Source organism: Pseudomonas sp. GL_103 (assembly GCF_057835175.1).
The window spans coordinates 4,703,949-4,723,801 of the sequence record NZ_CM174420.1; the positions used below are offsets into that span (position 1 = coordinate 4,703,949).

19 protein-coding genes are annotated in these 19,853 nt (G+C 60.6%); 3 read left to right on the forward strand and 16 right to left on the reverse strand.

Features of this window, described 5'->3' with window-relative positions:
* Position 1: 1 nt before the first annotated feature.
* Positions 2–751, reverse strand: a complete 750-nt coding sequence (locus tag AC3IP0_RS21010; RefSeq protein ID WP_150726209.1) for an electron transfer flavoprotein subunit beta/FixA family protein — start codon at positions 749–751, stop codon at positions 2–4.
* 548 nt (positions 752–1,299) lie between these two features.
* Between AC3IP0_RS21010 and AC3IP0_RS21015 the strand changes: the two genes are divergently transcribed.
* Positions 1,300–2,964: an electron transfer flavoprotein-ubiquinone oxidoreductase gene (locus AC3IP0_RS21015; protein ID WP_489316860.1), complete on the forward strand. Its 1,665-nt coding sequence runs from the start codon at positions 1,300–1,302 to the stop codon at positions 2,962–2,964.
* Positions 2,965–3,146: 182 nt separating this feature from the next.
* On the opposite strand, the gene AC3IP0_RS21020 is transcribed toward AC3IP0_RS21015, so the two are convergent.
* Positions 3,147–4,037 carry an AraC family transcriptional regulator gene (locus AC3IP0_RS21020; protein ID WP_489316861.1) on the reverse strand — a complete coding sequence of 297 codons (891 nt, stop codon included), beginning with the start codon at positions 4,035–4,037 and terminating at the stop codon, positions 3,147–3,149.
* A gap of 204 nt (positions 4,038–4,241) precedes the next feature.
* Between AC3IP0_RS21020 and AC3IP0_RS21025 the strand changes: the two genes are divergently transcribed.
* A complete protein-coding gene (locus tag AC3IP0_RS21025; RefSeq protein WP_489316862.1) occupies positions 4,242–5,294 on the forward strand; it encodes an NAD(P)-dependent alcohol dehydrogenase in 1,053 nt (350 codons plus the stop codon).
* Here AC3IP0_RS21025 and AC3IP0_RS21030 read toward each other — a convergent pair.
* From AC3IP0_RS21030 to AC3IP0_RS21055, 6 genes are all read right to left on the reverse strand, one after another.
* Entirely contained in the window at positions 5,291–6,094 is an 804-nt protein-coding gene (locus AC3IP0_RS21030) for an IclR family transcriptional regulator (protein ID WP_056727198.1), read from the reverse strand. The genes AC3IP0_RS21025 and AC3IP0_RS21030 overlap by 4 nt on opposite strands.
* 60 nt (positions 6,095–6,154) lie before the next feature.
* Positions 6,155–7,465: an MFS transporter gene (locus tag AC3IP0_RS21035; RefSeq protein WP_489325797.1), complete on the reverse strand. Its 1,311-nt coding sequence runs from the start codon at positions 7,463–7,465 to the stop codon at positions 6,155–6,157.
* Positions 7,466–7,653: 188 nt separating this feature from the next.
* The gene (gene dgoD / locus AC3IP0_RS21040; protein WP_489316864.1) at positions 7,654–8,802 is read right to left on the reverse strand and encodes a galactonate dehydratase; all 1,149 of its coding nucleotides are present in this window, start codon (positions 8,800–8,802) and stop codon (positions 7,654–7,656) included.
* 48 nt (positions 8,803–8,850) lie between these two features.
* Positions 8,851–9,471: a 2-dehydro-3-deoxy-6-phosphogalactonate aldolase gene (locus AC3IP0_RS21045; protein ID WP_489316865.1), complete on the reverse strand. Its 621-nt coding sequence runs from the start codon at positions 9,469–9,471 to the stop codon at positions 8,851–8,853.
* 19 nt (positions 9,472–9,490) lie between these two features.
* Positions 9,491–10,483, reverse strand: a complete 993-nt coding sequence (locus tag AC3IP0_RS21050; protein WP_489316866.1) for a 2-dehydro-3-deoxygalactonokinase — start codon at positions 10,481–10,483, stop codon at positions 9,491–9,493.
* Between the two features lie 192 nt (positions 10,484–10,675).
* On the reverse strand, positions 10,676–11,158 hold the full coding sequence (locus tag AC3IP0_RS21055; protein ID WP_008047047.1) for a GNAT family N-acetyltransferase: 483 nt from the start codon (positions 11,156–11,158) through the stop codon (positions 10,676–10,678).
* A 199-nt stretch (positions 11,159–11,357) separates the two neighbouring features.
* Between AC3IP0_RS21055 and AC3IP0_RS21060 the strand changes: the two genes are divergently transcribed.
* On the forward strand, positions 11,358–12,563 hold the full coding sequence (locus AC3IP0_RS21060; protein ID WP_489316867.1) for an MFS transporter: 1,206 nt from the start codon (positions 11,358–11,360) through the stop codon (positions 12,561–12,563).
* Positions 12,564–12,687: 124 nt separating this feature from the next.
* On the opposite strand, the gene AC3IP0_RS21065 is transcribed toward AC3IP0_RS21060, so the two are convergent.
* From AC3IP0_RS21065 to mltG, 8 genes are all read right to left on the reverse strand, one after another.
* A complete protein-coding gene (locus AC3IP0_RS21065) occupies positions 12,688–13,248 on the reverse strand; it encodes a DUF1285 domain-containing protein (protein WP_460054726.1) in 561 nt (186 codons plus the stop codon).
* A 16-nt stretch (positions 13,249–13,264) separates the two neighbouring features.
* Positions 13,265–13,873, reverse strand: a complete 609-nt coding sequence (locus AC3IP0_RS21070) for a DUF4823 domain-containing protein (protein ID WP_409078926.1) — start codon at positions 13,871–13,873, stop codon at positions 13,265–13,267.
* A gap of 168 nt (positions 13,874–14,041) precedes the next feature.
* Positions 14,042–15,010, reverse strand: a complete 969-nt coding sequence (locus AC3IP0_RS21075; RefSeq protein ID WP_489316868.1) for a GTP 3',8-cyclase MoaA — start codon at positions 15,008–15,010, stop codon at positions 14,042–14,044.
* A gap of 137 nt (positions 15,011–15,147) precedes the next feature.
* Positions 15,148–15,786 carry a TetR/AcrR family transcriptional regulator gene (locus AC3IP0_RS21080; protein WP_007977040.1) on the reverse strand — a complete coding sequence of 213 codons (639 nt, stop codon included), beginning with the start codon at positions 15,784–15,786 and terminating at the stop codon, positions 15,148–15,150.
* Positions 15,787–16,128: 342 nt separating this feature from the next.
* A complete protein-coding gene (locus AC3IP0_RS21085; RefSeq protein ID WP_489316869.1) occupies positions 16,129–16,914 on the reverse strand; it encodes a TatD family hydrolase in 786 nt (261 codons plus the stop codon).
* Between the two features lie 72 nt (positions 16,915–16,986).
* Positions 16,987–17,973 (reverse strand): DNA polymerase III subunit delta', encoded by a 987-nt coding sequence (locus AC3IP0_RS21090; protein WP_489316870.1) that lies wholly within the window; start codon positions 17,971–17,973, stop codon positions 16,987–16,989.
* On the reverse strand, positions 17,966–18,598 hold the full coding sequence (gene tmk / locus AC3IP0_RS21095) for a dTMP kinase (RefSeq protein ID WP_489316871.1): 633 nt from the start codon (positions 18,596–18,598) through the stop codon (positions 17,966–17,968). The genes AC3IP0_RS21090 and tmk overlap by 8 nt, the downstream gene beginning before the upstream one ends.
* A gap of 19 nt (positions 18,599–18,617) precedes the next feature.
* The gene (gene mltG / locus AC3IP0_RS21100; protein ID WP_489316872.1) at positions 18,618–19,850 is read right to left on the reverse strand and encodes an endolytic transglycosylase MltG; all 1,233 of its coding nucleotides are present in this window, start codon (positions 19,848–19,850) and stop codon (positions 18,618–18,620) included.
* Between the last annotated feature and the right edge of the window lie 3 nt (positions 19,851–19,853).

The window sequence follows — 19,853 nt, forward strand, 5'->3', positions numbered from 1 at the left end:
ATTAGATTACCTTCGCTTCGTTTTTCAGTTTCTCGACCAGTTCAGCCACCGACTTGACCTTGATACCCGCGCTGCGTGCAGCCGGCGCTTCGACTTTCAGGGTCTTGTTGGTGGAGGCGGTGGAAACGCCCAAAGCGTCCGGAGTCAGCACTTCGAGAGGCTTCTTCTTGGCTTTCATGATGTTTGGCAGAGACGCATAACGCGGCTCGTTCAAACGCAGGTCGGTGGTGACGATGGCCGGCAATTTCAGGGAAACCGTCTGCGCGCCGCCGTCGACTTCACGGGTGACAGCAACGCTGTCGCCGTTGATTTCGACTTTGGACGCGAACGTGCCCTGACCGTAGCCGCTCAATGCAGCAAGCATCTGGCCAGTCTGGTTGTTGTCGCTGTCGATGGCCTGTTTGCCAAGGATCACCAGCTGAGGCTGTTCCTTGTCGACAACAGCTTTCAACAGTTTGGCAACAGCCAGGGAAGTCAGGTCTTCGGCGGACTCGACGAGGATGGCGCGGTCGGCACCCAGAGCCAGCGCGGTGCGCAGTTGCTCTTGAGCGGTGGACGGGCCTACGGAGACGACGACGATTTCAGTCGCAACACCCTTCTCTTTCAGGCGTACGGCTTCTTCCACGGCGATTTCGCAGAACGGGTTCATCGACATCTTGACGTTGGCAAGATCGACGCCGGAATTGTCCGCCTTGACGCGAACCTTGACGTTGTAATCCACAACGCGTTTGACAGCTACAAGAACCTTCATGGATTCCTCGTTACTCTCCGGTGAAAAGAAAGTCGCCTAGGCGAACCTGGCGGTTGATGCTCATCGGGCGCAAGGGCACCTCCAAAAACGCCGGCAAAGCTGTCAAGTGACCATCGCTCATGATCTGGATGACCGTTCGTCAGTGGTGACTGACGAGTCATTCAACATCGCGGCGTGTAAACTGCACATCAAACCCGCGCAGCGCATCACTCTCTACTGCCATCGCCCTGTCTTTAGAGGTGCTCTTGAAACCAACAGCCAGCCTACGGCGAGCGCAAAACCGCCCGTATCTTGACCGGAACGCCTATTCCGGTCAATACGCCAAAATGGCCGTTCATAAGGCGCGTGACTTTGATTTCTCTGGCTTTGAGCCAATTCAAACAAACGTTTGTATTGGACGCTGAGAGTGGTGTAGATATAATGCGCCACCAAAAGAGAAAGGTGGTCAATCGATTGTCCTCTTCCGGCGTTGCGCCGGGATTCATGGATGCGACACCCGACTTCCAAATTAGAAAAAAAACTGTTGAGCCTTGAGTAGGAGATAACCTGTGGAACGCGAATACATGGAATTCGACGTGGTCATCGTCGGTGCCGGCCCCGCTGGTCTTTCCGCCGCCTGCCGCTTGAAGCAGAAGGCCGCCGAAGCCGGTAAGGAAATCAGCGTCTGCGTGGTCGAAAAAGGCTCCGAAGTCGGTGCTCACATCCTGTCCGGCGCCGTGTTCGAACCACGGGCCCTGAACGAACTGTTCCCTGACTGGAAAGCACTCGGCGCGCCGCTGAACACGCCGGTGACCCGCGACGACATCTTCGTGCTCAAGAACGCTGAAAGCGCGCAGAAAATTCCTGACTTCTTTGTGCCCAAGACCATGCACAACGAAGGCAACTACATCATCTCCCTGGGCAACCTGTGCCGCTGGCTGGCCCAGCAGGCCGAGAACCTGGGCGTGGAAATCTACCCAGGCTTCGCCGCTCAGGAAGCGCTGATCGACGAAAACGGCGTGGTTCGCGGGATCATCACCGGCGACCTCGGCGTCGACCGCGAAGGCAATCCGAAGGAAGGCCTGTACACCCCGGGCATGGAACTGCGTGGCAAGTACACGCTGTTCGCCGAAGGTTGCCGTGGCCACATCGGCAAGCAGCTGATCAAGCGCTTCAACCTGGACACTGACGCTGATGCCCAGCACTACGGCATCGGCCTGAAAGAAATCTGGGAAGTCGACCCGGCCAAGCACCAGCCTGGCCTGGTGGTCCACACCGCCGGTTGGCCGATGGACATCATGGGCACCGAAAACACCGGTGGCTCGTTCCTCTATCACCTGGAAAACAACCAGGTGGTGGTTGGCCTGATCGTCGACCTGTCCTACAGCAACACCTACCTGTCGCCGTTCGACGAATTCCAGCGCCTCAAGCATCACCCGGTGCTTGCTCAGCACCTGGAAGGCGGCAAGCGCATCAGCTACGGCGCACGTGCCATCTGCAAGGGCGGCCTGAACTCGCTGCCGAAAATGGTGTTCAAGGGCGGCGCGCTGATCGGTTGCGACCTCGGCACCCTGAACTTCGCCAAGATCAAAGGCAGCCACACCGCGATGAAGTCCGGCATGCTCGCCGCTGAATCCGTGGCTGACGCGCTGTTCGCAGAGAAAGACGGCACCGAAGAGCTGACCACTTACGTCGACGCATTCAAGAACAGCTGGCTCTACGAAGAACTGTTCGCCAGCCGCAACTTCGGACCGGCGATCCACAAGTTCGGCGCCATCGTCGGTGGTGGTTTCAACTGGCTGGACCAGAACATCTTCGGCGGCAAACTGCCGTTCACCCTGCACGACACCAAGCCGGATTACGCTTGTCTGAAACTGGCGGCCGACTGCAAGAAGATCGACTACCCGAAACCGGACGGCAAGATCAGCTTCGACAAACTCAGCTCGGTGTTCATCTCCGGTACCAACCATGAAGAAGAACAGCCGTGCCACCTGAAGCTGACCGATCCAAGCATCCCGATCAGCAAGAACCTGCCGCTGTACGATGAGCCGGCACAACGTTACTGCCCGGCTGGCGTGTATGAAGTGATCACCAAGGAAGACGGCGAGAAGCGCTTCCAGATCAACGCCCAGAACTGCGTTCACTGCAAGACCTGCGACATCAAGGACCCTGCACAGAACATCACCTGGGTGGCACCGGAAGGCGCTGGCGGCCCGACTTACCCGAACATGTAAGCCGAACTGCTGAACATCAAGGCTCCCGAAACGGGGGCCTTTTTGTTGCCTGCGATTCAAGCCACAACACCGTCCCCTGTGGGAGCGGGCTTGCTCGCGAATACGGTTGATCCTTCACCATTTATATTGACTGACACACCGCTTTCGCGAGCAAGCCCGCTCCCACAGGGTCAGTTGGTGGATCAGGCTGCGCGTTCTTCTCCGGGATTACGCTCAAAGTACCGCTTGTACTCGCGACTGAACTGCGACGTGCTCTGATACCCCACCCGGTGCGCCACCTGCGCCACGCCCAGCCCCTCGCCCAGCAACAACTGCTGCGCCCTGAGCAAACGCAATCGCTTCAGATACTGCACCGGTGACAACAAGGTGCTGCGCTTGAAATGCTCGTGAAAGGTCGACGCACTCATGTTCGCGCAACTGGCCAGGGTCTCGACGTTCAGCGGTTCGGCAAAATGCGCATGCAGATGACTGAGGGATGCTGCGATCCGGGCGAACTGCCCCTGCTGCTCCACCAGCGCCCGCAACACATCGGCTTGCGGACCACGCAATGCGACGAACAGCAACTCGCGCAAGCGCGCTTGCCCCATGATCTGGCATTCCAGCGGATCGTGCAGGCAACGCAGCAGCCGCTCGACACAACCGCGCATCGCATCATCGAGCACTGCCGAGGTCATGGACTCAGGTGTTTGCGCCGGAATATGCCGCCCGGGTGCCAGGCCCATCGCCAATACCAGCTCGCCCAGCATCACCCGGTCGATCGCAACCGACACCCCGAGCATCGGCCCGTCCGGCGCGGCAAAGGTTTCACACTCGAACGGCACCGGCAGCGCCTGAATCAGGTAGTGCCCTGCGCCATATTCCAGGGTGCGCGGCCCCAGGTACGCCAGTTTGCTGCCCTGGGCGATGATCACCAGGCTCGGCTCGTAGATCTGCGGCCCACGGGCCACATCGCAACTGGCCCGCAGAACCTGCACGCCCGGCAACGCAGTCGGGACGAACCCGTCGCGAGTGGACAACGGCTCGATCAGCGAAACCAGGGTGGCATTGGCATCAAGGTGACGGGTCAACAGCATCGGGGCTCTTCACAAAAAAAGGTCACAAAAAAAGTCACGGAATAAGGGACGAAAGCATCATCGCAGGTCTGATTGCCAATGGGTTCGAACAGAGGCTGATGCCGGAGGAATAGGCATGACACCCGGAGGAATCGCCATGGCCGGTACAGGGTTCGGCGCCCAGAATGCGCCACCTCACCCGTCAGCGCTTTTGCGAGGTTCACCATGTACACCGCCATCGGATACGCCGCCCAATCGGCCACCACTCCCCTCGCCCCCGTGAAATTCGAACGTCGCAGCCCAAGGCCTGACGACGTTGCCATCGAGATTCTCTACTGCGGCGTCTGCCATTCCGACATCCATCAGGCCCGCAACGAGTGGGGCATTGCCGTTTACCCGCTGATGCCTGGCCACGAAATCGTAGGCAAGGTGACCGCCGTCGGTGCGAAAGTCACCCAACACAAAGTCGGCGATCTGGTCGGTGTTGGCTGCATGGTCGACTCGTGCCGCAGCTGCGAAGCCTGCCAGGCCAACCTGGAGCAATACTGCCTCGAAGGCCCGACCCTGACCTACGCCACCCCGGACCGGGTCGACGGCAGCAACACCATGGGCGGCTACTCCGACAGCATCGTGGTCAGCGAGCATTTCGTGGTGCGCATTCCCAAGTCACTGGACCCGGCCAGCGCCGCGCCGATCCTGTGCGCCGGCATCACCACCTACTCGCCGCTCAAGCACTACGGTGTGAAGGCCGGTGACAAGGTCGGGATTCTCGGCATGGGTGGCCTGGGCCACATGGGCATCAAGTTCGCCAAGGCCATGGGCGCCGAAGTGACGCTGTTCACCCGTTCGGCAAGCAAGGCCGAAGAGGCTCGCCGCCAGGGTGCGGACCATGTGATCGTGTCCACCGATGACGCGCAGATGCAGGCCGCCGCCGGTCACTTCGACTTTCTGCTCGACACCATTCCGGTGCAGCACGACCTCAACCCTTACCTCGATACGCTGCGATTCGACGGCGTGCATATCCTGGTGGGGTTGATCGAACCGGTGGAGCCGCCTGTGCATGCCGCCAAACTGGTGTTGGGGCGTCGCGTGCTCGCCGGCTCGCTGATCGGCGGCATCGCCGAAACCCAGGAAGTGCTGGATTTCTGCGCCGAGCACAACATCACCTGCGACATCGAGATGCTCGACATCCGCCAGATCAACGAGGCTTACGCGCGCATGATCGCCGGTGACGTGAAGTACCGCTTCGTCATCGACATGGCGACCCTCAAGGTTTAAACCTTGAGGCCAAGCTCCGCCGACAGCCGGGCTGTGACCCCTTTGATCAGGGGAATCAGCTCGGCCATTTTTTCCAGCGGCATGTACGGCACGGTGCTGGCGATGCTGATGCCGGCGACGATGCGTTTGCTGGCATCACGGATCGGCGCCGCCACGCAGCGGATCGACGGTTCGTTGTCTTCCAGATCGAAGGCATAACCGCCGGCCACATACTCGACCATGCGCTGCTCGAACTGCTCCCAGGATTGCTCCGGGTGCTGCGGCCAGAACTGGTTTTTCCCACCCACCGGCAGGCTGACTTCGTACAGGCGCTGCCACTCTTGCGGCGAATCATCGAGCATCAGCGCCTTGCCGATCCCGGTGCGCGCCAACGGCATGCGATGGCCGACCCGCGAACGCATTTCCGGGCCATTGCGCCCCGGATTCTTGTGCAGGTACAGCACTTCGTCGCCTTCACGGATCGCCAGGTGAATGGTGTCGCCGGTCAACGCCGACAACTCATCCAGATACGGCCCGGCCAGGGTCACCAACGGCAACTCTTCACGGGCCTGAAAGCCCAGCTCGATCAGCTTCGGCCCCAGCAGATAACCGACTTGCGGCACCACCCGCAGATAACGCTCGTCCACCAGGCAACTGGCCAGGCGATGGGTGGTGCTGCGCGTGGTGCCGATCAGCCGGGCGATTTCCTTGAGATCGCGGGCGCCGCTGGCTACGGCATGAACCACACCCAACCCGCGAAGCAGGGTCTGGGTGCCGGTCGGCGCGGCGTCCTTGGCGATTTTTGGGGCGTCTTCCTGCATATCCAGCCTTTACCGTTGAGCGAGTGAACGGGCGGCATTATGGTCGCCCGCGCACCACGACTACAACTTGATACGCTCGACCTTGCCCACCAGCAAGATGTAGGACAGTGCGCCAATCAGTGCCAGCACCGAGATGTAGGTGATCGCAGGGGCAAAAGAATCACCCGTCGCAAGGAAGCCGATCACGATAGGCGTGGCAATCGCCGACAGGTTGCCGATGAAGTTGAACACCCCGCCGGTCAACCCGAGCAAGCGCGCCGGAGCCAAGGTCGATACCAGCGACCAGGTAATCGAAGCCAACCCGTTGCCGAAGAATGCCAGCGCGAGAAAGGCAATCACCAACGGCGTCGACTCGACGAAGTTGGCGCCGATGATCGAGGTGGAAATCAGCAGTCCGCTGATGATCGGCAACTTGCGGGCGAAACCTACCGTGTAGCCGCGACGGATCAAAAAGTCCGAGAAGAAACCGGAACACAGTACGCCGACAAAGGCCGCGAGAAACGGCAGCGATGCCAACAGGCCGGACTTGATGAAGTCCATGCCGCGATACTTCACCAGGTAGGTCGGGAACCAGGTGAGGAAGAACCACAGGGTCGAGTTGAGGCAGAACTGCCCGAGGTAGATGCCCCAGAGCTTGCGCTTGGTCAGGACGATGCCCAGGTCGGTCCAGCTGAATTTGGCTTTGACCTTGGCCTGTTCGGCCTGGATGTCCACCAGCCCGCCGCCCTCGCGAATCAGATCGATCTCTGCGTCATTGGCGCCTTTGAAATCCCGTGGTTCGCGATACACCGCGTACCAGATCACCGCCCACACAATGCCCACCGCGCCAGTGGTGACGAACACCATGTGCCAGCCGAATTCGTGCTGTAGCCAGGCCAGCACCGGCGTAAGGAAGGCCAGGCCGACGAACTGCCCGGAGGTGTAGAAACCGATGGCCGTGGCGCGCTCGCGCTCGGGGAACCAGGTGGTGACCACGCGGCTGTTGATCGGGTACGCCGGCGCTTCCAGCGCACCGACCGCCATGCGCAACACGAACAGTGCGATGAAGCTGCCGGCGAAGCCGAGCATCACCGTGGCCACCGACCACAGCAGCAAGGCGACGCTGTACAGAATCCGTGGCGGCACGCGGTCCACCAGCCAGCCGCCGGGGATTTGCATGGCGGCGTAGGTCCAGCCGAACGCGGAGAAGATCAGGCCGACGTGGATCGGGTCGATGCCCAGGTCACTGGTCAATGACGGGGCGGCAATCGACAGGTTGCTGCGGTCCAGGTAGTTGATCACCACGGTGATGAACAACAGCACCATGATGAAAAAACGCTTGCGGCTGGGCGTCACCAACGACGCCTGCCCGGTGAGGGTTTGCGGTTGCATGGGGGGTGCCTCTTTTTATGGTTATTGAGGTCGATGTGAAATGCAGATCTCGGGAGTCATGGAGATCAAACTGTGGGAGCGGGCTTGCTCGCGAAAGCGGAGTGTCAGTCGACATCAATGCTGGACGATCAACCGCCTTCGCGAGCAAGCCCGCTCCCACATTAGAATTGCGGTGAGCTAGAGATCACTCACCACTCGGCAAAACTGCCATCGGCATGGCGCCAGATCGGGTTGCGCCAGCGGTGGCCGATGGCGGCGCGTTCGATCACGTATTCCTCGTTGATCTCGATGCCCAGGCCCGGGCCGTTCGGGATCTTCACGAAGCCTTTGTCGTAGTCGAACACCCTTGGGTCTTTGACGTAATCGAGCAGGTCGTTGCTCTCGTTGTAATGGATGCCCAGGCTCTGTTCCTGGATGAACGCGTTGTAGCAGGCCGCGTCCAGTTGCAGGCACGCCGCCAGGGCAATCGGGCCCAGCGGGCAATGCAGCGCCAGCGCCACGTCGTAGGCTTCGGCCATGTTGGCGATCTTGCGGGTTTCGGTGATGCCGCCGGCGTGGGAGGCATCCGGCTGGATGATGTCGACATAACCTTCGCTGAGCACGCGCTTGAAATCCCAGCGCGAGAACAACCGCTCGCCCAGGGCAATCGGCGTACTGGTCAGCGGCGCCAGCTCTTTGAGCGCTTCGTAGTTTTCACTGAGCACCGGTTCTTCGATGAACATCAGCTTGTACGGATCAAGCTCCTTCATCAGCACCTTGGCCATGGGCTTGTGCACCCGGCCATGGAAGTCCACGCCTATGCCGACGTTCGGGCCGACGGCATCGCGCACGGCGGCGACGTTGGCCAGGGCCAGGTCGACTTTGTCGAAAGTGTCGAGGAATTGCAGTTCTTCGGTGCCGTTCATTTTCACCGCGGTGAAGCCACGCTCGACCGCTTCTTTCGCCGCCCGCGCGGTGTCCGCCGGACGGTCGCCGCCGATCCACGAATACACGCGAATCTTGTCCCGCACCTGACCACCCAGCAGATCGCTGACCGATACGCCCAGCGCCTTGCCCTTGATGTCCCACAAGGCCTGGTCGATACCGGCCAGGGCGCTCATGTGGATCGCGCCGCCACGGTAGAAGCCGCCTCGGTACAGCACGGTCCAGATGTCTTCGATGTTGCGTGGGTCTTTGCCGATCAGGTAATCGGACAATTCTTCAACGGCAGCGGCAACGGTGTGGGCGCGGCCTTCGACCACGGGCTCACCCCAACCGGTGACGCCCTCGTCGGTTTCGACTTTGAGGAAGCACCAGCGCGGCGGAACGATGAAGGTGGTCAGTTTGGTGATTTTCATCTTTTGGCTCTCTTATTAGATGCAGCGCGCTCGGCGCTCAAAGAAGTCTTAGCGAAGGGCTTTCCAGGCAGCCACGTAGGCCTTGGCATTGGTCGCCACTTGCGCTGGCGTCATGCCCGGTTTGAACAGGCCGGAGCCGAGGCCGAAACCTTTGACGCCGGCGTCGATGAACGACTGCATGTTGTCCGGCGTGATGCCACCGACCGGCGCCAGAAAGGTTCCGGCAGGTAATACGGCGAGCCAGGCTTTGACGACTGCCGGGCCCATCTGCTCGGCCGGGAACAGCTTCAGCACATCCGCGCCCTCAGCCAGTGCCGCGAAGGCTTCGGTCGGTGTGGCGACACCCGGCGACAGGTACAGCCCTGCCGCTTTCGCCGCGCGCAAGACCTTCGGATCGCTATGGGGCATGACGATCACCTGGCCGCCCGCGGCTTTCACTTGCTCGACCTGCTCCGGGGTCAACACCGTGCCGGCACCGATCAGGCAATCGGCGGGCAAGGTACTGCGCAGGATACGGATACTTTCGTACGGCTCAGGGGAATTGAGCGGCACTTCGATGACGCGAAATCCGGCGGCGTACAGGACTTCGCCAATGGCCGCCGCTTCCTGCGGGCGCAGGCCACGCAGTATCGCGATCAGGCCGTTTTGCGCCAGGGCTTGTTTGAGCATGTCAGACCTCCAGTCAGGTTTAACGGGATGCGGTGCACGTGACCAGGCCGGCAGCCAGCGCCAGTTGCCACAATCCGCGTTCGGTGGCCTGTTCGGCCAGGGTCACCCGGGCAAAACCGCAGGCGTCGAGCGCGCGGCTGTAGCGGGCACAGAGTCGGGTATTACCGATGAGGATGATCGACGGCAGATGCACGCTGTTGCGCCGGCGCCGTTGCACGCAGGCCAGGGCTGCCAACTCGTGGCCGATCAGCAGGCCGGACAGGTAGTCCGCCTGGGCGGTGGTGCTCAACTCGCCGGTCAACCCGAGACTGCGGGCGCTGAACATGGTCGACAGCGGACCGATATCACCGTCCGCCGACAACGCGACCCGTACGCCGCGATCAAACGCATCGCCATCGAAAGACGCGCCACATTGTTGGGTGCGTCCGAGAATGCTGTGTTGACTGAGCACAGCGAAGACTTCGCCGGTCATGAAAGTGTCGAAATGCATGATGCAGCCGTCGGCCACTTCCACCCATTTCGAATGGCTGCCCGGCAGGCCGATCAGCAGATCAGCGCCCGCCTCGCTCGCCAGGTTTTGCAGCACGCCGAGCACCTGGGTTTCTTCGCCGCGCATCACGTTCGGCAAAGGCGAACGCTCGATGACGCCGGGCACGATGTACACATCGACGCCGCGCAGGCTACGCACGGTTTGCAAGGAAGTACCGAGCGTGGCGACGTTTGCCGGCGTGTCACGGTAGGCCGCTTCGCTCCAGCCCTGGGCGCTGCCGACCATGCCGCAGGCAATCACCGGTAAATCCGGCTGGGCATCGAGCCAGTCGCCGCAAGCCTCATCGAAGGCCAGTTCAAAACCATCGGCGCATTCCCGGCCGCCAATGATTCGCGGCGCTTTCGGCAGCTGCATGATCCCCGACGACAGCGAACGCTGTTCGAGCACTTGCCCGCCTTCAGCCAGTTTGTAAGCACGTAATGAGGTTGTCCCCCAGTCGAGCGCGATCAATTGCGCCTGCATCGCTTCACCTGTTTTGGTTTTTGGCAGTGAGTGAGCGGGACTATAAACCCTGGTGCCGCAATATCTCAATATATAAATATCAATCCCATATTGTGAGACATGATAAAAAAGATCGCAGCCTTCGACAGCTCCTACAGGGAAACGCGAATTCCTGTGTAGGAGCTGCCGAAGGCTGCGATCTTTTAAAAGCGATCAGTTACCCGCTGCGAAATCCCGCAACACCGCCCCATCCATCCGATAGCGCACCCACTCCTCCTGCGGCTGCGCGCCCAGGGATTTGTAGAAATCGATAGCCGGCGTATTCCACTCCAGCACGCTCCACTCGAACCGCCCGCAATCATTGGCGCAGGCGATTTTCGCCAGATGCCGCAGCAGGGTCTTGCCCGCACCGCCGCCGCGCTGTTCCGGGGTGATGTAGAGGTCTTCGAGGTACAGGCAGTTGCTGCCAAGCCAGGTGGAATAGCTGAAGAAGAACACCGCGAAACCAATGGGTGCACCATCGCGCAGGCAGATCAGGCCATGGGCGGTGGCGCCTTCGCTGAACAGGCTGCGTTCGATATCGGCAACGCTGGCGATGACTTCATGGCGGGCACGTTCGTAGTCGGCCAGTTCAGTGATGAACGCGAGGATTTGCGGTGCGTCACTGGGGGTCGCCGGGCGGATTTCGATCGTCATGGACGTGCCTTGTCAAAAGTGGAAAACGCCATACTAAGTCGGCGCGTGACGTGTGGCGAGAGAGCTTGCTCACTGGCCACAAATGCGCTCATTACTCCGGCCGACACTAACCCTGGAATCGATAACCTCGGACCTAACATTCGGTCACTGCATGGTTAGATAGCTGCGCTGCTCATTTAGCCGGTCAAGGAACCGTGTCATGTCTACCGCAACATCCCCAGTTTCAAGCAAGCTTTTCGGCCTGTTTTGCCTCGCCAGCTACCTGTTGTCGTTGTCCTACGGTTCGACGTTTTTGCTCTCATTGCTGATTGGCTCGCGCGGCGGTAACGAACACGACGCCGGAAGTGTGATTTCGGCGGCGATGCTCAGCACCTTTGCGGCGGTGATTGTTTCCGGTCATTTGTCCGACCTGCTCGGTGCCGCCCGCTCGGTGGCGCTGTTCGGTGTATTGCTGGTAGCCGCCAGCCTGGGCTTCGCCCTGACCCCGGGCTTCGGTCACCTGCTGTTGTTTTTCGGGCTGCTGCTGGGCCTGGGCTGGGGCGTGTTCTACACCCTGGGGCCGATCATAGTGGCAAGTCTTGTGACACCCGCGCAGCGCGCCAAATACTTCGCCCTGTTGTCGGGCAGCATGATGACCGGGATCGGCAGCGGCCCGCTGCTTGGCCGCGCAGCGAGTGCGCTCGGTTATCCGGTGACAGCCGCGTTTTACCTGGCGGCACTGGCCAGCCTGATCGGCGTATTGCTGTTCTGGCGCCTGGATCGACAATTGAAACAGGCTCCCGCGCAATCTGGCAGCGTGTCGCGGATTTCCTGGCGCGCAGCGGGTCAGGTGCTGTCGTCCAGGGCCGTGTTCCCGATCATCATGGTTGGCCTCGGCGGCTGCGTGTTCGGTGGTCTGTCGAGTTTTCAAACCAGTTACGCAGCGGCGCACTCGCTCGACTATTCGCTGTTCTTCCTCGGCTTCATGGGCGCGGCGATCAGCGGCCGAATGCTGGTTGCCGGGTTCGTGGTCAAGCGCGATCCATTCCGTGCATCGTGCCTGCTTTCAGGGCTGATGCTGGCCTCGATCGTGATGTTCGGTTTTGTCGTCGACAGCAGCTTCAGCTACGTGCTCGCGGCGGTGATGCTCGGGATCGGTTACGGCCTGACCTACTCGGTGATCAACGGCCTGGCCGCCAACGAAGCACCGAACGGCAGCACCGCACAATCCTTGCTGCTGTTCAGCCTGTCGTACTTCATTGGTGTGTTCGGCTTTCCATTGCTGGCCGGGAAAATCATCGTCGAGCAAGGCATGGCCACGCTGTTGCTCACCGTGCTGGCAGTGGCCTCGCTCAACTGGCTGATCACCGTGGGCCGGTTGATCTGGCGTAGGGCCACGGCAGTCAGGGCACTGGAGCAGGCCTGAGCCGTTCGTCGCCTGCATGCGAGTCTTACTGATTAGGCTGAATGCCATGTTGCGGGACGGCACCGAATGGCGGTGACGAGTGGCATGGTGAAGGCAGTTGCTCCCACATTAGTGTTGTTATGCGTCAGGGTTCGAGACCGATAGGGAAGAACTCGCCGCCACTCCATACACCGAGCCAGCGCTGGCCGTCGATCTCGCGACTCACCGCCAGCTCCACCAATTGATAGAACACGTTGCGATGGATCAAGGCTTCAAGATTGCTGCGCACGTGCACGTAAGGGGCTGGCTCTTGCGTTACCGGGTCGATGACCACGCGCATGGGATGATCGGCGCCGGCCTCGGTGGTTTCATCGACGTTGGTGGTAAAGCGCAACAGCTGCGCCTCGCCCTCGCCTTCCACGTCCACCGCAATCGCCACGAACGGCGCATCGTCGACCTTGATGCCGACCTTTTCCACCGGAGTGATCAGGAAATAATCATCGCCGTCGCGGCGAATGATGGTAGAGAACAGTTTGACCATCGGCTTGCGCCCGATCGGCGTGCCCAGGTAATACCAGGTGCCGTCCCGGGCGATGCGCATGTCGATGTCGCCGCAGAAATCGGGATTCCACAGGTGCACCGGCGGCAAGCCTTTGGTCTTGGGGATTTGCCCCAGCAGGTCGTTGGCTTTTTGCGGGCCACTCATGGCGTTCTCCTTGGCATTACTGGTCGCTGAGCCCCAGCAGGCTGCGCGCGTATTGTTCCAGCGGCGGGCCCATCAGGTCTTCGGGTTTTTTATCGTGGAACGTCAGTAAACCGCCACGACTCTTGATGGTTGCAGTATCAATCAAATACTGGGTGCTGGTCTCGATCAACATGATCTGAATCATACCGCTGTCGATACCGAGACGATCCAGGGCTTCCTGGTCCAGCCACTCGTCCGAGTTGCCGATACGGTCGTCAGACTGGGCAAACCGGGTGTAGAGCAGATAGTGCGCACCGGCGGCACGGGCTTCGCCCATGGCCTGGTCGAGGCCTTCCGGCGTACGGGCACGGCGGACCATAGGGAAATATTCGACGAAGCCATCGAACGCGACTTCGGCAATCACGTTGGGCCGCGGGTAGACGGCGCTGCCGGGCGGCATGAAAGCGCCCTGGGCGATGTAGACGAACGAGTCCGGCTGAATGCGCAGGTTGTTTACGCGACGGCTGTCACTGTGGTCGAGCAACCCCGCATCGCTCATATGGTAACGAGTCCCTTCGGCCATATCGCTGACGTTCATGCAGCCACCAAGTGCCAAAACGGCCAGCAGCAAAACCAGGCTACGCATCCTATCCTCCAGAGGCCGGTGTCGGAAAACCGGCGAATGGCCGTAGGATGCAGCTTCCGCGCCAGCTCATTAACATCAGCATCTGACAGACCGAATCGCGAGCAAGCTCGCTCCCACAGGGAATTGCGTATCACCTGTGGGAGCGAGCTTGCTCGCGATTGCGCAGGATCAGCCGCCGATAATTTTCATGACAGTCGCGCCACCGGAGAACGCCACTTCCTGCTTGTCCCCCAAGGCTTTCACCAGCAGCCGCTGCAAGGCTGGCAGCGCCTGGTGGCGTGGCTTGTCCAGCAAGTCGCCGATGTAATGGCGATTGCTCGACGACAGGCAGCCATGCAGCCATCCGGTGGAAGATAAACGCAAGCGTGAACAGGTACGGCAGAACGGCACGCTCTCGTTGGCGATCACGCCGAAATAACCCTGGCCGGGAATTTCATAGCGAACGGCCGTCGCATCGACCGGGGCATCCGCCTGCAGGTATTCGTAGCGCTCGCCGATCAGGCTCAGCAATTGCTGGAGGCTGACGAACTGTTGCAGAAAGGCATTGGAATCGCTGGCCAGGTGGCCCATGCGCATCAGCTCGATGAAGCGCAGTTCATAACCGCGTTCCAGGCAGTAGTCGAGCAGCGGCATCACTTGATCGAGGTTCTGTCCGCGCAGCGGCACCATGTTGACCTTGATCTTCATGCCGGCCGCACTGGCCTCGTTCATGCCGTTGAGCACGGTGGCCAGGTCGCCGCCCCGGGCAATGCCGCGGAACGCACTGGCGTCGAGGGTATCGAGGGAGACGTTGAGACGCCGAATGCCGGCGTTCACCAGCAGCGGCAGTTTCTTCGCCAGCAACTGGCCATTGGTGGTCAGGCTGATGTCTTCCAGGCCCATCTGCCCGACCGCTGTCATGAACGCTTCGAGTTTCGGGCTGACCAGCGGCTCGCCGCCGGTAATGCGCAGACGCTCGATGCCCGCCGCTTCAATCAGATAAGCCACGCCGCGCGCCATGGCTTCGGCCGACAATTCATCCTGCGCAGCCACCAGCCGCTTGCCGTTGGGCACGCAGTAGGTACAGGCGTAATTGCAGGCTGAGGTCAGACTGATTCGCAAGTTGCGAAAACGCCTGCCTTGACGGTCAACGATCATGGTCACTCCGGCGGAAGAATATCGGGCCGCTAAAACTTGACTCAGAAATCAAGTTTTAGCAAGTCCTCTACCTGAGTATATTCCTGCGGTACTGCGCCATGTAGCGAAATCATGGCGCAATAAGGCAACTGAATGGCTCAGCTGCCGGAAGTGTCGGTGTCACGCTTGCGCTTGTTGCCCATGCGCACGCCGATGTCCATCAGGAACTGGAAGAAACCTTCCTGATCTTCCAGCACATTGCTCCAGAACGGCGAGTGATACAGCGCGACGGCACCGTGCACCAGCGCCCAGGACGCGCAGTAGTGGAAGTAAGGTGGCACGTCTTCCAGCTTGCCTTCGCTGATCCGGCCCTTGATCAGCAAGGTCAGGCGTTCGAAGTTCGAGGCGCGGATCTTGTGCAGCTCCTCGATCATCTCCGGCACCTGGTTGCCCTTGACCACTTTCTCTTCGAGGCGGTCGAACAGGCGATAGCGTTGTGGATCGCGCATGCGGAATTCGAAGTAGGCCCGGGACAGGGCCTCCTTGTCCTTGTCGACATCGGCCGAATGCAGCAGAGCGTTCAAATCGCGCTCGTAGTCGAGCATCAGGCGCAGATAGATTTCCGCCTTGGATTTGAAGTGCTTGTAGATCGTGCCTTTGCCGATACCGACGGCATCAGCAATCATCTCGACGGTGACACTGTCTTCACCTTGTTCGAGGAACAGCTTGAGCGCGGTATCGAGAATTTCCTGCTCGCGGCGACGGAATTCACGAACCTTACGAGGTTCTTTATGCATAAGAAAAGGTCTGTCGGGGTCAAAATTCGAAGCCGCGTATTATGCCTAACTTGCGCAAAAATGCACGGTTCATCCGACCATATCTGCGCTTTCTGGTCATTTCGCGCACGTTTACAGGGTGATGAGAACTCTTCCGAAGCGCACGTATTCCAAATTTGTTTAAAAACCCGGGCCGCCAAACTGGACGAGGCGCAATCCTGATCAATACTTGAACTGTCGGCGGGGCATCTCCCCCAAGTGTCACGCCGATATTGGTACCAACGGACCGCGTGCCATTGTTTTACTCCTAATGGTCTTAACCCGGATTCACCCCCCAGAACCCGGGTTTTTTTTGCCTGCGATTTAACCTTTTACGTGTGCCAGCGGGAACAGCCGCTTGAAATTCGCCGTGGTTTGCTCGGCAAACCGCTCGTAGGGCTCACCACGCAACATTGCCAGAAATTCCGCAACTTCACGCACGTACTGCGGCAGGTTTGGCTTGCCGCGATAGGGGATGGGCGCCAGGTACGGCGAGTCGGTTTCCACCAGCAATCGGTCGGCCGGTACCTTGCTGGCCACATCGCGCAACGCGTCGGCATTGCGGAAAGTGACAATCCCGGACAGGGAAATGTAATAGCCCATGTCCAGCGCAGCCTTCGCCATCTCCCAGTCTTCGGTGAAGCAATGCAGCACGCCCGCTTGGGGCAGCGCCGCGTCACGCAGCAGGTCCAGGGTATCGGTGCGGGCACCACGGGTGTGGATGATCACCGGTTTACCGGTCTGTTGCGCCGCTTGCAGGTGCAGGCGGAAGGATTCCTGCTGCAACTCTGCCGCTTCCGGCTCGTAGTGATAGTCCAGACCTGTTTCGCCAATCGCCACCACACGCGGGTGATTGAGCTCGTGCAACAACCAATCCAGCGCCGGCGCGGCCCCCGGTTGCACATCCAGAGGGTGCACGCCCACCGAGCAGTCGACGTCGTCATAACGTTCGGCCAGGGCTTTGACGTCGGCCGCGTTGTCCGCGCTGACACCGATACACAGAAAGTGCCCTACTCCACGCTGCCGGGCAGCATCCAGGGCAGCATCCAGGGAGCCGTCGTGGGCGGTCAGGTCGAGGCGATCAAGGTGACAATGGGAATCTACGAGCATAAAGGGCTGCAACTTGTATCGAATGGGTGGGACGGTCGGATGTGCCGATACTCAGAGTCTAGGCGCAGACGGTCATCGTTGGACAGGCAACGACGCCCATTGCACCAGCAATGCCTCCAGCAACAAGGCCGGATTGAGGTTGGCCTTGCTCAGGACTTTCTGCCGCTGGGCGAGGATCCAGTCCTGGATATCGAGGACTTTGCCCTGGGCGCTTTTCTGCGCCAGGTATTGCACGACCTTGCGCATGTCGGTCAGGCCGAGACCGGCTTCGTCCTGAGTCAACTGATAGCGCAGGATCAGGCTCGACCAATCGCAGAACCAGTCGAACAGGCGCAACATCGGAATGTTTTTCCATTCTTCGGCCAGTTGCGTCGGCGACTGCTGTTGCTTGAGGAGTTTTTTCACTCCTTCCACCACTTGCGCGCGCTGTTCACGCACGCCCTGGCCCTGGAGATTGACCGCCGCCAGCGGTGAACCGGCGGCCAGTGTCAGCAGTTCGACGCGCTCTTCTTCGGAACACTCCGGCAACGCCTGGGCCAGCCACTTCAAGCTCATGGCCTCGCCCGGCAGCGGACAGGCCTGCTGCACGCAGCGACTCTTGATGGTTGGCAACAAACGGCTCGGCTGATGGCTGACCAGCAACAGAACGGTATCGCCGGACGGTTCTTCAAGGCTTTTGAGCAAGGCGTTGGCGGCGTTGATGTTCATCGACTCGGCCGGCTCGATCAGCACCACCTTGCGCCCGCCCAACTGCGCGGTCTGCACCACGAAACCGACCAGGTCGCGAACCTGGTCGACCTTGATCGCCTTGTCGGCTTCTTCCGGCTCCAGGATGTAGTTATCCGGGTGACTGCCAGCCTTGAGCAGCAGGCAGGACTTGCATTCGCCGCAAGCTTCCAGCGCATTCGGACGCTGGCACAGCAAGCTGGCCATCAAGCGCTCGGCCAGTGCCCGCTTGCCGATCCCGGCCGGGCCATGCAGCAGGTAGGCGTGCGCATGCTGCGCGCGACCGGCCAGTTGTTGCCAGAGGTTTTCCTGCCACGGATAGGCCTCAGCCACGGCTCAACTCCAGCAGGGGCGGCAGCAAGGCATCCAGCGATTGCTGAACCTTTGCCAACGGTTGGGCAGCATCGACCAGCACATAACGCGCCGGATCCGCCTCGGCCCGCTTGAGGAAGGCACTGCGCACGGCATCGAAAAAGGTCCGGCCTTCGAGCTCGAAGCGATCCAGACGACCACGAGCGCTGGCGCGGGCCAGGCCGACCTCGACAGGCAGATCGAAAATCAGCGTCAGGTCCGGGCGCAGATCGCCCTGGACGAAGGTTTCCAGAGTCGCGATGCGCTCCAGCGACAAGCCGCGACCGCCACCCTGGTAGGCGTATGTCGAATCGGTAAAACGATCACACAAGACCACGGCACCACGGGCCAGCGCCGGGCGAATCACCTCGGCCAGGTGCTGGGCACGCGCCGCGAACACCAGCAGCAACTCGGTGTCCGGGTTCATGACTTCATCGACCGGGGCCAGCAGCACTTCACGGATGCGCTCGGCCAACGGCGTGCCACCTGGCTCGCGGGTCAGCACCACCTCGATGCCGGCGGCGCGCAGGCGCTCGGCCAGGTATTCGCGATTGGTGCTCTTGCCGGCGCCTTCGGGGCCTTCCAGAGTAATAAACAAACCAGTCACAGGCAGTCCTTAGTCAGAGTCATTGCGAGCTTTTCGGTGCGTTGGCATCGAGTTCCGGCGTTTCAGGGGCTGGCACAGGATCTTGCGCCGGCACCTGCGGCAGCGCCTCGGGAGCCGTGTTCGGTGAAGCGGCCGGGATCGGTGTCAGCTCCTGGGAAGCCTTGGCCTCCTGCGTACCGTTTTGTTCAGTCTGGGTCGGCGATGTCTCCGGCGTGGCAGTGGGTGCCGGGCTGGAGCGGTAATCGGCGCGACGCTTGAGCTGGAACTCCTTCACGGCATTGTTGTGGGCATCCAGGTCGTCGGAGAACACGTGAGTGCCATCGCCACGCGCCACGAAGTAAAGGCTGTTGCCCTCCACCGGATTGAGCGCCGCATGGATGGCTTCGCGACCGACCATGGAAATCGGCGTCGGCGGCAGGCCCGCATTCATGTAGGTGTTATAGGGCGTCGATTCCTTGAGGTGAGCCCGGGTCAGCTTGCCGCTGTAGCGGTCGCCGAGGCCGTAGATCACCGTCGGATCGGTCTGCAGCAGCATGCCCATCTCCATGCGTCGCACAAACACGCCGGCAATCTGCCCACGTTCCTGCGGTACGCCGGTTTCCTTTTCCACCAGCGAAGCCATGATCAGCGCCTGGTAAGGCTCGGTGTATGGCACATCGGAAGAGCGCTGTTGCCACTCCTTGGCGAGTACTTCGTCGAGGCGGTCGTAAGCGGTTTTCAGCAGCTCGACATCGGACATGCCCCGCACATAACGATAGGTGTCAGGGAAGAAGCGCCCTTCCGGAAAAATCCCGGTGTGGCCGAGCTTGTCCATGACCTGGCTATCGCTCAAACCGTTGAGGCTATGATCGAGCTTCTCTTCCTTGGCCAGCGCTGCGCGGACCTGACGGAAACTCCAGCCTTCGACCAGGGTCAGGCTGTACTGAACCATTTCCCCGCGTTTCCACAGGTCGATCAGGCCTTCGACGGTCATGCCAGGTTGAATGCGGTATTCGCCGCTGTGCAGGGGTTGTTTGGCGAGATTGAAGCGCCAATACACCCGCAGCCAGAATGCGTCCTTGATGACGCCGTTGGCTTCGAGTCGGTAGAGGGTGCGGGTCGGCGTGGTGCCCTTGGGCACATCCAGCAATTGTTCCTGGGCAATGTTCAGCGGCTGTACCAGCGCCGAATGAATTTTCCAGGCTGAAGCCCCCATCAGCAGCCCCGCCAGAACCACTCCGGTTTCCAGCAGCAGCAAGAGTTTACGTCTCACGTA

What these genes read in the sequence shown, in the direction of transcription:
- AC3IP0_RS21075 (WP_489316868.1), bottom strand. Translation starts at nt 15,010, where the DNA reads ATGATCGTTGACCGTCAAGGCAGGCGTTTTCGCAACTTGCGAATCAGT.
- AC3IP0_RS21070 (WP_409078926.1), bottom strand. Translation starts at nt 13,873, where the DNA reads ATGCGTAGCCTGGTTTTGCTGCTGGCCGTTTTGGCACTTGGTGGCTGC.
- AC3IP0_RS21085 (WP_489316869.1), bottom strand. Translation starts at nt 16,914, where the DNA reads ATGCTCGTAGATTCCCATTGTCACCTTGATCGCCTCGACCTGACCGCC.
- AC3IP0_RS21055 (WP_008047047.1), bottom strand. Translation starts at nt 11,158, where the DNA reads ATGACGATCGAAATCCGCCCGGCGACCCCCAGTGACGCACCGCAAATC.
- AC3IP0_RS21060 (WP_489316867.1), top strand. Translation starts at nt 11,358, where the DNA reads ATGTCTACCGCAACATCCCCAGTTTCAAGCAAGCTTTTCGGCCTGTTT.
- AC3IP0_RS21035 (WP_489325797.1), bottom strand. Translation starts at nt 7,465, where the DNA reads ATGCAACCGCAAACCCTCACCGGGCAGGCGTCGTTGGTGACGCCCAGC.
- AC3IP0_RS21020 (WP_489316861.1), bottom strand. Translation starts at nt 4,037, where the DNA reads ATGCTGTTGACCCGTCACCTTGATGCCAATGCCACCCTGGTTTCGCTG.
- AC3IP0_RS21010 (WP_150726209.1), bottom strand. Translation starts at nt 751, where the DNA reads ATGAAGGTTCTTGTAGCTGTCAAACGCGTTGTGGATTACAACGTCAAG.
- AC3IP0_RS21045 (WP_489316865.1), bottom strand. Translation starts at nt 9,471, where the DNA reads ATGCTCAAACAAGCCCTGGCGCAAAACGGCCTGATCGCGATACTGCGT.
- AC3IP0_RS21050 (WP_489316866.1), bottom strand. Translation starts at nt 10,483, where the DNA reads ATGCAGGCGCAATTGATCGCGCTCGACTGGGGGACAACCTCATTACGT.
- AC3IP0_RS21080 (WP_007977040.1), bottom strand. Translation starts at nt 15,786, where the DNA reads ATGCATAAAGAACCTCGTAAGGTTCGTGAATTCCGTCGCCGCGAGCAG.
- AC3IP0_RS21030 (WP_056727198.1), bottom strand. Translation starts at nt 6,094, where the DNA reads ATGCAGGAAGACGCCCCAAAAATCGCCAAGGACGCCGCGCCGACCGGC.
- AC3IP0_RS21065 (WP_460054726.1), bottom strand. Translation starts at nt 13,248, where the DNA reads ATGAGTGGCCCGCAAAAAGCCAACGACCTGCTGGGGCAAATCCCCAAG.
- dgoD (WP_489316864.1), bottom strand. Translation starts at nt 8,802, where the DNA reads ATGAAAATCACCAAACTGACCACCTTCATCGTTCCGCCGCGCTGGTGC.
- AC3IP0_RS21025 (WP_489316862.1), top strand. Translation starts at nt 4,242, where the DNA reads ATGTACACCGCCATCGGATACGCCGCCCAATCGGCCACCACTCCCCTC.